Here is an 11,647-nt window from a genome sequence, read left to right as displayed (position 1 = left end):
CCCGCGGATGACCTGCGGATCGCTGCCGAGCGCTGCATGCTGGACCGGTGACCAAAGGCCTTCGCACGCTCGTTGTCGGTGTCAGCGCGCTCATCGGGCTCGGTGGCATGGCCGCCTGTTCGAGTGGGTCGCCCACCGAGCCGACGCCCCAGGCGACGAGTTCGCCGGGCGCCGCGACCAGCGCGGCCCCGGCGGTGGCACAGTCCGGCAACTACGTCACCCGGGCCGACCAGGACGGGCAGCCGATGTCCATCGGCATCGCCGTGCAGGGCGACCGGATCGCCGGCTACGCCTGCAACGGTGTCGACGAGGAGGCCTGGTTCTTCGGCGAGCAGCACGACGGCGACATCGACATCACCTCGAAGTCCGAGGACACCCTGCAGGCGGAGTTCGACGGCGACGCCTTCGTGGGCGATCTGACGATGGACGGGCGGACGTTCAACTTCACCGCCCCCGGTGTGCCCGCGCCCGGCGGCCTGTACCTGGCCGAGCTCGACGGCACCCGGGCCACCTGGGTGGTGCAACCCGACGGGTCCTCGATCGGCAACCAGTCCGGCGGCGGCAGCGACACGGGCGACACCGGCGAGCGAGCGCGCAACCGGCGCGTCGAGATTGTGCGAGCCAGCGCCCTGACCCGGCAGCCCGACGGCACCATGCGGGCCACCATCAACGGACAGTCCGTGGTCGCCGAGCCGCTCGGCGGGGACTTCCGCTTCTGAGGCAGCGCCGCGGGGTCTAAGGCAGCTTCTGAGGCAGCTTCTGAGGCAGCTGCTGAGACAGCTTCTGAGACAGCGGAGGCGGGGCCCGTCATCCCCAGCCGGCGTCGGGCACGCTGGCCAGCCGCACGTAGGTGGAGGCCGCCTCGGCGCGGTTGGTGGCGTGCAGCTTGCGCAGCACGCGCTTGACGTGGGATTTCACCGTTCCGGTGGAGATGACCAGTTCCGCGGCGATCTGCTGGTTGGTGCGGCCGGCGGCCATCAGGCGCAGCACCTCCACCTCGCGCCGGGTCAGCACGGCCCGCATCCGCGATTCCGGGTCGGCCAGCGACCGGGCGGCCGGCAGCTGCTCGGAGGGCTCGACCTTCGCCAGGTCCAGGTCGGCGTCCTGCAGGGCGCGCGCGGCCTCCTCGGCGGTCGCCAGCGCGCGGCGCACCTCGGCCTGCTGGCGGCGCATCCGTTCCAGCAGCACCGTGCGCTCGAACGCGTACCCGAAGCCCTCGGCGAAGGCCCACACCGTATCCCGGTCGATCTCGTCGACGGTCTGTCCGGAGTAGAGCCGGTCGGCGTGCAGGAAGCCGATCACCTTCCCGGTGGGCATCACCGGGGCCGCCACGTAGGAGTGGGTCAGCGAGAAGTCGATGATGGGCCGGTTGACGCGGGGATCGTTGCGCGCGTCGCACACGATCGCCGGGGCGTGCCGGCGGATCATCTCCGTCTCCAGCAGCATGTGGTCCAGCGGCGGCGCCACCGACTTGGCGAACGCCACCATCTTCTCCGCCCCCGAGGTGTCGTCGCCGAAGTAGGCGGCCTCCATCACCATCCGGCCCTCGTGCACCCGGAACAGCACCGCACGGTCGAACCCGCAGGACTCGACGAGTTCGCGGGGGGCCCGGTCGACGATCGCGTCGACGGCGCCGACGGCCCGCAGCTTGCTCAGGCCCTCCTGCACCCGCAGCAACGCCAGCGCGCGGCGGCGGGCCCCGTCCTGCAGCAGCTCCCGCTCCAGCAGGGACAGGTCGAGGACGGCTTCCAGTGCCGCCAGCGCGTCGTCGGCGCCGAGGCCCTCCAGGGCGCCCCGCACCACGGCGGCCTGGGTATCCACCGCGTCGGCGACGGCGTTGTGCGGATCGGCGCCCGGCTCGACGACACCGTGTTCGCAGGCCTCGCGGTAGCGCCGCCACACCCCGTGGGGCCGGGCCGGACGCGAGGCCCAACCCGGGTGGTCACCGTCGGCGAGGGCGGTGACCGGCGGAACGTCGGGAGGCGCGTCGGTGGAGGTCATCGTTCGTCGATAGTCCCACCGCGCCCGGGCCCGCGGGCCCGATTGCACCCGGAGCAACACCGTTTCCGCCCGGAGGAAGGAGGAAGTGGCCCCCTTGGGGGGATCGACCCGCGACGGCGCTGCCGAAAGGCTGACTGGCATGCCAGTAGACATGCCATCAGCGACGAGTCCCGCCCTGGATCAGCTCACCACACCGGAGGGCATCGCCAACCCCTATCCCCTCTACGACCAGCTGCGCGGGCAGTCCCCCATCGCCGGCTACCGCGACTGGCCGCCGGGCACCGTCCCGGGTGCCGACGAGCCGGTCACGGCCTGGGCGGTGTTCCGCTACGACCAGGTGTTCGCCGCGGCCCGCGACAACGAGACGTTCTCCTCCCGCGACCCGCTGCAGGAGGCGTCCTCGGCGCCCAGCCTGATGCTGGTCAACACCGACCCGCCCAAGCACACCTCCGAGCGCAAGCTGGTCAGCCAGGCGTTCTCCCCGCGCCGGGTCAAGCGGCTCTCGGGCTGGCTGGACGCGCTGCTGCCCCGGCTTCTCGACGAGCTCGAGGCCGGCGCCACCGGCGGCGTCTCCTCGGGCCCCATCTCCGGTCTGATCGTCGACGTGATGTCCTTCGCCGCCGAGGTGCCCACCCGGGCGATGGTGCGCCTGCTCGGGCTGCCCGACGGCGACCACGTGCGGTTCAAGAAGTGGGCGAACGCGTTCATGCTCTCCTCCGACCTCACCCCGCAGGAGCGGATGTCGAGCAACGAGGAGATGGTCGGCGCCTTCGCCGAGCGCCTCGTCGAGCACACCGCACGGTTGGCCGAGTGCCCCCCGGGCGGCGATATCGACGACGCCGAGGATCTGATCTCGGCCCTGCTGCGCGCCGAGGTCGACGGGCAGCGCCTGACCCCCGAGGAGATCGTCCGGTTCTGTGTGACGCTGGTGGTGGCCGGCAGCGAGACGACGACATACCTGATCGGCAACCTGCTGCACGCCCTGGCCCGTGAGCCGCAGGTGGCCGCGCGGGTGCGGGCCGACCGCTCGCTGATCCCCGCGTTCATCGAGGAGGCGATGCGGATCGACGGCCCGCCCCAGCGGTTGTTCCGCATCGCCACGCGCGACGTCGAGATCGACGGCGCAACCATCCGCCGCGGCGACTGGGTGGCGCTGTTCTTCGGCGCGGCCAACCGGGACCCGGCGGTGTTCACCGATCCGGACCGCTTCGATCTGGACCGCCCCAACGCCCGCCAGCAGCTGTCGTTCGGCCACGGCCTGCATTTCTGTCTGGGCTCGTCGCTGGCGCGCCTGGAGGTCACCGCGGTGCTCAACGCGTTCCTGGACCGCTACTCGACGATCGCGCTCACCGGCGATCCGGGCGACAAACAGACCGCCAGCCTGCTCACGCACGCCTTCGTGCGGTTGCCGCTGGAGTTGGTCCGGTGAGCGCGGCCACCGACGAGCTCGGCGTGGAGGCCCGCAACATCGCGGCGACGGAGGCGATCTACGCCGCCGTTCCCGCCGGTGATCTCGATGCCGCACTGGCGCACATGGACCCGCAGGTCCGCATCACCTACTACGGCACCGACGCCATCCCCTACGCCGGCGATTACCGCGGCATCGAGGAGGCCGTGGCGTTCTTCGCCGCGGTCGGCTCGGCCATCGAGATCACCGAGATGGAGGTGTGGAAATTCATCGCCCACGGCGACGACCTCGCGGCGTGGGGCCGGCAGCGGTTCCGCAGGCGCGACACCGGCCACGAGTGGGAGTCGGAGTTCGCCCACATCATCACCCTGCGGGAGGGGCGTTGGCTGCACTTCCGCGACTTCATGAACTCGGCCCTGACGCACCTGGCGTTCACGGGGCCGCCTCCGCGGTGACGACCGGCGCGGCCGGTCAGTACAGGGCGTTGGCCAGGTTGCGGCGCGCCGCGATGACGTCGGGGTCGGCGGGATCGAACAGCTCGAAGAGCTCGATCAGCCGTGTCCGTACCTTCGTGCGGTCGTCGCCGGCGGTCCTCTTCACCAGCGCGATCAGCCGGTCGAACGCGGCCGCGACGTCCTGGTTGAGCAGCAGCACGTCGGCGGCGGCGAAGGCCGCCTCGACGTCGGTGGGCGCGGCGTCGGCGGCGGCCACGGCGTCGGGGCGCTGGGCGGTGGCCCGCAGCAGGAACGCGATCTGACGGACCGCCCCCTTGGCCTCGGCGTGGCCGGGGTCGGCGGCCAGGATCTGCTCGTAGGCGGTCTTGGCGGCGTCGAGGTCGCCGGACTCCAGGTGCTGCCGCGCCTGGGCGACGGCGGGGTCGACCTGTTCGGGCTCGTCGGCCTCGGCCGGACCGCCGCTGAGCTTGCCGGCGGTGGCCTCCAGCAGCGAGTCGATCCACTGGCGCAGCTGATCGGGCGCCTGCATGCCCTGGAAGCTGGACAGCGGCTGCCCGCCGGCCAGTGCGACCACGGTCGGCACCGCCTGCACGCCGAAGGCCTGGGCGACCCGCGGGGTGGTGTCGACGTTGACGGTGGCCAGCACCCATTTCCCGCGGTCGTCGGCGGCCAGCGCACCGAGCACCTCGACCAGCTGCACCGAGGTGTCGCTGCGCGGCGTCCACAGCACCACCACGACCGGCACCTCACCGGAGCGGACGAGGACCTCGGGCTCGAAGTTGGCCTCGGTGATCTCGACACCGGGGGCCGTTCCCGAGTCCTGCCCGGACCCGGCGGCAGCCCCGGGCGGCTGTGCGCGCTGCTTGAGTGCGGACAGGTCGACGGCGCCGGCCATCGACGCGGCGATCGGGGCGCCCGCGGCGCCCCCGGAAGGACGAGGACGTGTCACGAAGACAAGTCTGTCACGGTCACTCGGTGACCGGTTGGCCCGCCCGCGCCGAATCCGCGACGGTGGGCCCGACGGGCGCCGTTTCGCCCAGCCGGGCCCCCCGGTCAGCCCATATGAGGAAGATCACACTGCCGAGCGGGACGATGCTCGCCAGCAACGCCAGCAACCACGTGGTCACCGACCAGCGGAAGGCGATGCCGGCCGCCAGCGCGGTGAGCACGAAGGCGATGAACACCAGGCCGTGGGCCATCCCGAAGATCTTGACGCCGATCTCGGTGCGCGGGGTGCCCAGGTACTTGAAGTACATCCCGGCCAGCAGGCCGACCCAGCTGACCGCCTCGGCGAAGGCCACCAGGCGGAACCGGCCCGCGGTCGTGCGGATGTCGAAGGAACTCGTCACACCATCTGCCATGGCGTCCATTGTGCCCAACCCGACCGCCAGCTACTACAACGCGTAGTGGAGTTCCGGGTCCGGGATCAGCCCGCCCGCAGCACCAGGGCGTCGCCCTGACCGCCGGCACCGCACAGCGCCGCGACGCCGATCCCCGAGCCACGCCGCTTGAGTTCCAGCGCGACGTGCAGGGCGATGCGGGCGCCCGACATCCCGATCGGATGCCCGACGGCGATCGCGCCACCGTTGACGTTGACCTTCTCCGGGTCGATGCCCAGCTCCCTGGTCGACGCCAGCGCCACCGCGGCAAAGGCCTCGTTGATCTCCACCACGTCGAGGTCGTCGACGCCGATGCCCTCCCGGGCCATCGCCTTCTTGATCGCGTTGGCCGGCTGGGACTGCAGGGTGGAGTCCGGGCCGGCGACCACGCCGTGCGCACCGATCTCACAGAGCCAGTCCAGCCCCAGTTCGATGGCCTTGTCCTTGCTCATCACCACCACCGCGCAGGCGCCGTCGGAGATCTGCGAGGCCGACCCGGCGGTGATCGTGCCGTCCTTGCGGAAGGCGGGCTTGAGGCCCGACAGCGATTCCACGGTGGTGTTGGCGCGGATGCCCTCGTCCTCTGCGAACTCGATCGGGTCGCCCTTGCGCTGCGGGATGGGCACCGTGACCACTTCGTCGGCGAAGACGCCGTCCTTCCAGGCCGCGGCGGCCTTCCGGTGCGAGGAGGCGGCGTATTCGTCCTGCTCGGCGCGGGTGAACCGGTCGGCGTCGTTGCGCTGTTCGGTCAGCGCACCCATCGGCTGATCGGTGAACACGTCATGCAGGCCGTCGTAGGCCAGGTGGTCCTTGACCACCACGTCGCCGTACTTGTAGCCGGCCCGCGAATCCATCAACAGGTGCGGGGCCCGGGTCATCGACTCCTGGCCGCCGGCGACCACCACGTCGAACTCGCCGGCGCGGATGAGCTGGTCGGCCAGCGCGATGGCGTCGATACCCGACAGGCACATCTTGTTGATCGTCAGCGCGGGCACGTCCCACGGGATCCCGCCGGCCACCGCGGACTGCCGCGCCGGCATCTGGCCGGCGCCGGCGGTCAGCACCTGGCCCATGATCACGTACTGCACGGCCGAGGGGTCCACCCCGCCCTTCTCCAGCGCCCCCTTGATGGCGATCCCGCCGAGATCCGACGCCGAAAAATCCTTCAACGAACCGGAGAGCTTGCCGATCGGAGTGCGGGCTCCAGCAACAATTACCGACGTCGTCATTAACTCCTCCAAGGCTGTTCTCGCGGTCCGATCCGACCGGGGGCAGAAGCGCAATCTTCTCCCGCAGGTTACCTTGATGTTATGACCACAGATCAGGTTGACGCCCGCCCAGTCCTGGCGACCGCGCTGGTTACCGCCATCGACCACGTCGGTATCGCGGTCCCCGATCTGGAGGCCGCGAAGAAGTGGTACCACGACCACCTCGGCATGATCGTCCTGCACGAGGAGCTCAACGAGGAGCAGGGCATCGTCGAGGCGATGCTCACCGTGCGCGGCGCGCCGGTCGGCTCGGCCCAGCTGCAGCTGATGGCCCCGGTCGACGATTCCTCGACGATCGCGAAGTTCCTCGACAAGCGCGGTCCCGGCCTGCAGCAGCTGGCCTACCGCACCGGCGATCTCGATGCGCTCTCGGCCCGGCTGCGCGAGCAGGGTGTGCGGCTGCTCTACGACGCCCCCCGGCGCGGCACGGCCGATTCGCGGATCAACTTCGTCCACCCGAAGGACGCCGGCGGCGTGCTGATCGAGCTCGTCGAGCCGGCCGCCGAGGGCAGTCACTGACGGTTACCGCTAGGACCACTTCCTGGTGGGACCGCGGGTCGATCTGTGCGTCCAGCACGGCGTGTGCCAGTGCCGCCGGTCGTCGAGCGCGGATTCCCCGAGATCGGCCGGCCAGACCACGACGTGGGCGATGCCGACCCGGATCTCGTGATCGCAGCCCGGGCAGCGGTAGATCTTGCTAGCACGGGCTCCCGAGACCTGTCGTACCTCGTAGTCGTAGCCGTCGGGCCCGGTCTCGGTGCGTCGGGGCGCGGGAAGGGGCGGCACCGGCCTGCCCCGCTTGCCCGCGCCGCGTCGCCGCCCCATCAGAACAGCCGGTACTCGTCGTTGTCCATGCCCCGCATCTGGTCATAGTCCAGTGTCACGCAACGGATTCCACGATCAACCGCGAGAGTGCGCGCCTGCGGCTTGATCTGCTGGGCCGCGAACACCCCGCTGACCGGCGCCAGCAGCGTGTCCCGGTTGAGCAGTTCCAGGTAGCGGGTGAGCTGCTCGACACCGTCGATCTCCCCGCGCCGCTTGATCTCGACGGCCACCGAACGCCCCTGCTCGTCGCGGCACAGCAGGTCCACCGGCCCGATCGCGGTCATGTACTCCCGGCGCACCAGCGTGTAGCCCACGCCGAGCAGTTCGACGTGTTCGGCCAGCAGGGCCTGCAGGTGCGCCTCGACACCGTCCTTGACCAGGCCGGGATCGACACCGAGTTCGTGGCTGGAGTCGTGTTCGATGTCCTCGACGGTGATGCGCAGCTGCTCACCGGCTTTGTTCTCCACCACCCACACCGGCTGCGGGCCGTCGGCCTGTTCGATCAGCCAGCACGGCGGGCTCATCCAGTTCAGCGGCTTGTAGGCCCGGTCGTCGGCGTGCACGCTGACCGAGCCGTCGGCCTTGATCAGCAGCAGCCGCCGCGCCGACGGCAGATGCGCGGTCAGCCGGCCGACGTAGTCCACGGTGCACTGGGCGATCACGAGACGCACCCGATCCACCATAGAGCCCGTGGCCACGAACTCCGGACTGGCGTCGCCGGTCACGAACTAGGCTGATGCGCACCATGACCGCGAACATGACTCTGGCACAACGGCTGGGTCGTGTTCTGGAGCGGATGACCCGGCAGAGCGCGCGACTGCCCGACACACCCGAGTTCGGCTCGTGGCTGTTGGGCAAGGTCTCCGAGACCCAGCGGCGGCGCCGCGTGCGCATCCAGGTGATCCTCACCACGTTCGTCCTGCTGGCCAACATCATCGGCATCGGTGTCGCGATGCTGGTGGCCACGGTGGCCTTTCCCACGCCCAACGTGTTCGGCCCCGACGTCCGGTGGATCACCTTCGTCGTCGCGCCGGCCTATGTGGCCGGCGCGCTGGTGGTCGGCGGGGCCTGGGCGACGCTGCGGGTGATCGACAACGTGCGCTGGTCGATCGAGGAACGCCCACCGACCCGCGCCGACCAGGTCAACACCTTCAAGGCGCCGTGGCGGTTGACCCGGGTGCTGTTGATCCTGTGGGGCGGCGGGACGGTGTTGCTGACCCTGCTCTACGGGCTGGCCGACTCCCGGTTCGTCCCGAAGATGCTGCTGGGCATCAGCTTCAGCGGCATCGTGGTCTCCACGAGCTGCTACCTGTTCACCGAGTTCGCGTTGCGTCCGGTGGCCGCGCAGGCGCTCGAGGCGGGCCCACCGCCGCGCCGCCTGGCCCCGGGCATCATGGGCCGCACCCTGCTGGTGTGGGCGCTGGGTTCGGGGGTGCCGGTGCTGGGCATTCTGCTCTCGGCCGGTATCACGCTGTTCCTGCGCAATGTCACCCGCACGCAGTTCGCGGTGGCGGTGATCATCCTGGCCGGGTTCGCCCTGGTGTTCGGGTTCATCCTGATGTGGATCCTGTCCTGGCTGACCACGACACCGGTGCGGGTGGTGCGCGCCGCGCTCGACCGGGTCGAGAAGGGCGACCTGCAGACGAATGTGGTGGTGTTCGACGGGACCGAGCTGGGCGAGCTGCAACGCGGATTCAACTCGATGGTCACCGGGCTGCGGGAGCGCGAACGGGTCCGCGACCTGTTCGGCCGCCACGTCGGCCGCACCGTGGCGGCCGCCGCCGAGTCGGGCCGCATCGAGCTCGGCGGCGAGGAACGCCACGCCGCCGTGGTCTTCGTCGACATCGTCGGCTCGACCCAGCTGGTCACCAGCAGGCCCGCCACCGAGATCGTGACGCTGCTCAACCGGTTCTTCGCCGTCGTCGTCGACGAGGTGGACCGCTACGACGGGCTGGTCAACAAGTTCGAGGGAGACGCCTGCCTGGCGGTGTTCGGGGCCCCCAACGACCTGGACTGCCCCGAGGACGCCGCGCTGGGGGCGGCCCGCTCGATCGCGCGGCGGCTGCGCAGCGAGGTGCCCGAATGCGAGGCCGGCATCGGTGTGGCCGCCGGGCAGGTGGTCGCCGGCAACGTCGGGGCCCACGAACGCTTCGAGTACACCGTGATCGGCGAGCCGGTCAACGAGGCCGCCCGGCTCTGCGAGCTGGCGAAGTCGACGCCGGGCCGGCTGCTGGCCGCCGCGGCGGCCGTTCGCGGCGCAGCCGAGAGCGAGGCCGCCCACTGGACCTTCGGCGACACGGTGACGCTGCGGGGCTATGACAGCCCCACCACGCTGGCGTCGCCGGCATAGGGCCGCCGGCCGGCGTCGCGGACACGAGGAAACCGATGTCGACCCCGCCGAGCATGGTGGCTCCGGGGCCGGTGAACCAGGCGTTGTCGGAGAACGATGCACGGGGTGGTCAACGTTCGGAAGGCGCATGGCGGTGACCACGGCTGCGTCGTGGTGGCGGACGCGGACGTGGGATCGTCGAAGAGGAGTCCGGTCCGGTGCCGTCGGTGCTGATCGGGATCCGACCGAGGTTCCTGCCGGGCGGCGGCGCCGCTGCGATGTCGGATTTCCGCTAGTACTGTCGGTGGCCCCGTGTAATGGTGGCAGTTGTGCATGACGATTTCGACCGCTGCTATCGTGCCGTGCAGTCCCGCGACGCACGGTTCGACGGCTGGTTCGTCATCGCGGTGCGCAGCACCGGAATCTACTGCCGGCCAAGCTGTCCGGCCCGGACCCCGCTGGCCCGCAACGTCGCGTTCTACCCGACGTCGGCGGCCGCGCTCGGGGCCGGTTTCCGCGCGTGCAAGCGGTGCCGGCCGGACGCCTCACCGGGGTCGCCCGAATGGAACGTGCGCGGCGATGTCGTGGCGCGGGCGATGCGGTTGATCGCCGAGGGGACCGTCGACCGCGAGGGGGTGTCCGGGCTGGCGGCCCGGTTGGGCTACACCACCCGCCAGCTGCAGCGGCTGCTGCGGGCCGAGGTCGGCGCGGGGCCCCTGGCGTTGGCGCAGGCGCAGCGGATCCAGACCGCGCGCCTGCTCATCGAGACCAGTGACCTGCCACTCGGCGATATCGCCTTCGCGGCGGGCTTCTCCAGCATCAGGCAGTTCAACGACACGGTCCGGGCGGCATCGGACAGTACGCCCACCGAGCTGCGCCGCCGGTCCCGGGCCGCGCGCGATCGCCGTGCCGCGTCGGCGGGCTCCCTGGTGCTCAAGCTGCCGACCCGCACACCCTTCTGCGCCGACGGCGTCTTCGAGCACCTGGCCGCGACAGCGATCCCCGGCTGTGAGGAGGTGCGGGCCGGGGCGTTCCGGCGCGCGCTGCGGCTTCCGCACGGCCGCGCCGTGGTCGGCCTGACCCCGCACCCCGACCACGTCCGCTGTCAGCTGTGGCTCGGCGACTTCCGCGATCTGACGACCGCGATCGCGCGGTGCCGAAGACTGCTCGACCTGGATGCCGACCCCCAGGCCGTCGACGAGGCGCTCGGGGCGGACCGGCGCCTCGGAGCGGTGGTGGCCGCCGCGCCAGGCCAGCGGCTGCCCCGCAGCGTCGACGGGGCCGAGCTGGCGATCCGCGTCGTCCTGGGTCAGCAGGTGTCCACCGGCGCGGCCCGCACGCTCGGGGCGCGGCTCGTCGCCGCGCACGGCAGCCCGCTCGACGATCCTGGCGGAGGGTTGTCCGCGGCGTTCCCCGAGATCGGCGAGCTGGCCGACGCCGATCTCGCCGAACTCGGCATGCCGGGATCGCGCCGCCGGACGCTGCGGGCACTGATCACGGCACTGGCCCGCGGGGACATCGTGCTGGGGGCCGGAACCGATTGGGCCCGGGCGCGGACGCAGCTGCTGGAGATTCCCGGCGTCGGCCCGTGGACCGCCGAGATGATCGGGCTGCGGGGCCTGGGTGACCCGGACGCGTTCCCGGTCACCGACCTGGGAGTGCGGACCGCGGCGCGTCGGCTCGGCCTGCCCGCCGACATCCGTGAACTCACCGAGCACAGTGCGCGCTGGCGACCGTGGCGGTCCTACGCCACCCAGTACCTGTGGACCGCGCTGGAGCACCCCGTCAACCATTGGCCGCCCAGGGAGGCAGCGTGACCCGTTATCGCGTCGTGGACAGCCCCATCGGTCCGTTGACCTGAGTTAGGACATTTTGCTTAGTGCCCCGGTTCGGGGATGTTGAGGCTGGCCAGGATTGTGCGTTGGGCCTCGGGGACCTCGGGTGGGAAGGTCTCGGTGGTCCCGTTGATCGCGATGGTCGCC

12 protein-coding genes are annotated in these 11,647 nt (G+C 71.1%); 6 read left to right on the top strand and 6 right to left on the bottom strand.

Going from position 1 to position 11,647, the window contains the following annotated elements; translation table 11 throughout:
• Nucleotides 1-47: 47 nt before the first annotated feature.
• Nucleotides 48-719: a hypothetical protein gene (locus tag CSR00_RS21785; RefSeq protein WP_099024514.1), complete on the top strand. Its 672-nt coding sequence runs from the start codon at nucleotides 48-50 to the stop codon at nucleotides 717-719.
• A gap of 88 nt (nucleotides 720-807) precedes the next feature.
• Here CSR00_RS21785 and CSR00_RS21780 read toward each other — a convergent pair whose 3' ends face one another.
• Complete coding sequence (locus tag CSR00_RS21780; protein WP_099024513.1) at nucleotides 808-2,001, bottom strand: LuxR C-terminal-related transcriptional regulator; 1,194 nt, start codon at nucleotides 1,999-2,001, stop codon at nucleotides 808-810.
• Nucleotides 2,002-2,152: 151 nt separating this feature from the next.
• Here CSR00_RS21780 and CSR00_RS21775 point away from each other — a divergent pair, with 151 nt between their 5' ends.
• Entirely contained in the window at nucleotides 2,153-3,430 is a 1,278-nt protein-coding gene (locus tag CSR00_RS21775; RefSeq protein WP_099024512.1) for a cytochrome P450, read from the top strand.
• Nucleotides 3,427-3,864: a nuclear transport factor 2 family protein gene (locus CSR00_RS21770; RefSeq protein WP_176562185.1), complete on the top strand. Its 438-nt coding sequence runs from the start codon at nucleotides 3,427-3,429 to the stop codon at nucleotides 3,862-3,864. The genes CSR00_RS21775 and CSR00_RS21770 overlap by 4 nt, the downstream gene beginning before the upstream one ends.
• Before the next feature lie 16 nt (nucleotides 3,865-3,880).
• On the opposite strand, the gene CSR00_RS21765 is transcribed toward CSR00_RS21770, so the two are convergent.
• From CSR00_RS21765 to CSR00_RS21755, 3 genes are all read right to left on the bottom strand, one after another.
• Nucleotides 3,881-4,813: a tetratricopeptide repeat protein gene (locus CSR00_RS21765; protein ID WP_099024511.1), complete on the bottom strand. Its 933-nt coding sequence runs from the start codon at nucleotides 4,811-4,813 to the stop codon at nucleotides 3,881-3,883.
• A gap of 19 nt (nucleotides 4,814-4,832) precedes the next feature.
• The gene (locus tag CSR00_RS21760; protein ID WP_099024534.1) at nucleotides 4,833-5,225 is read right to left on the bottom strand and encodes a DUF3817 domain-containing protein; all 393 of its coding nucleotides are present in this window, start codon (nucleotides 5,223-5,225) and stop codon (nucleotides 4,833-4,835) included.
• A 65-nt stretch (nucleotides 5,226-5,290) separates the two neighbouring features.
• Nucleotides 5,291-6,472 carry an acetyl-CoA C-acetyltransferase gene (locus CSR00_RS21755; RefSeq protein ID WP_099024510.1) on the bottom strand — a complete coding sequence of 394 codons (1,182 nt, stop codon included), beginning with the start codon at nucleotides 6,470-6,472 and terminating at the stop codon, nucleotides 5,291-5,293.
• An 81-nt stretch (nucleotides 6,473-6,553) separates the two neighbouring features.
• On the opposite strand from CSR00_RS21755, the gene mce reads away from it, so the two are divergent.
• A complete protein-coding gene (mce, locus tag CSR00_RS21750; RefSeq protein ID WP_099024509.1) occupies nucleotides 6,554-7,030 on the top strand; it encodes a methylmalonyl-CoA epimerase in 477 nt (158 codons plus the stop codon).
• Nucleotides 7,031-7,039: 9 nt separating this feature from the next.
• Here the strand turns inward: mce and CSR00_RS21745 are convergent, their stop codons facing one another.
• Both CSR00_RS21745 and nucS read right to left on the bottom strand, forming a co-directional pair.
• On the bottom strand, nucleotides 7,040-7,336 hold the full coding sequence (locus CSR00_RS21745; protein WP_099024508.1) for an Rv1322 family protein: 297 nt from the start codon (nucleotides 7,334-7,336) through the stop codon (nucleotides 7,040-7,042).
• A complete protein-coding gene (nucS, locus tag CSR00_RS21740) occupies nucleotides 7,336-8,007 on the bottom strand; it encodes an endonuclease NucS (RefSeq protein ID WP_099024533.1) in 672 nt (223 codons plus the stop codon). Before nucS ends, CSR00_RS21745 begins: the two co-directional genes overlap by 1 nt.
• 74 nt (nucleotides 8,008-8,081) lie before the next feature.
• Between nucS and CSR00_RS21735 the strand changes: the two genes are divergently transcribed.
• Both CSR00_RS21735 and CSR00_RS21730 read left to right on the top strand, forming a co-directional pair.
• Nucleotides 8,082-9,686 carry an adenylate/guanylate cyclase domain-containing protein gene (locus tag CSR00_RS21735; RefSeq protein ID WP_099024532.1) on the top strand — a complete coding sequence of 535 codons (1,605 nt, stop codon included), beginning with the start codon at nucleotides 8,082-8,084 and terminating at the stop codon, nucleotides 9,684-9,686.
• Between the two features lie 308 nt (nucleotides 9,687-9,994).
• Nucleotides 9,995-11,482: a DNA-3-methyladenine glycosylase 2 family protein gene (locus tag CSR00_RS21730; protein ID WP_099024507.1), complete on the top strand. Its 1,488-nt coding sequence runs from the start codon at nucleotides 9,995-9,997 to the stop codon at nucleotides 11,480-11,482.
• Nucleotides 11,483-11,647 lie beyond the last annotated feature (165 nt).

It is taken from the genome of Mycolicibacterium palauense, assembly GCF_002592005.1.
GTDB classification, from domain to species: domain Bacteria; phylum Actinomycetota; class Actinomycetes; order Mycobacteriales; family Mycobacteriaceae; genus Mycobacterium; species Mycobacterium palauense.
This window is presented reverse-complemented; position numbering and strand designations above follow the sequence as displayed.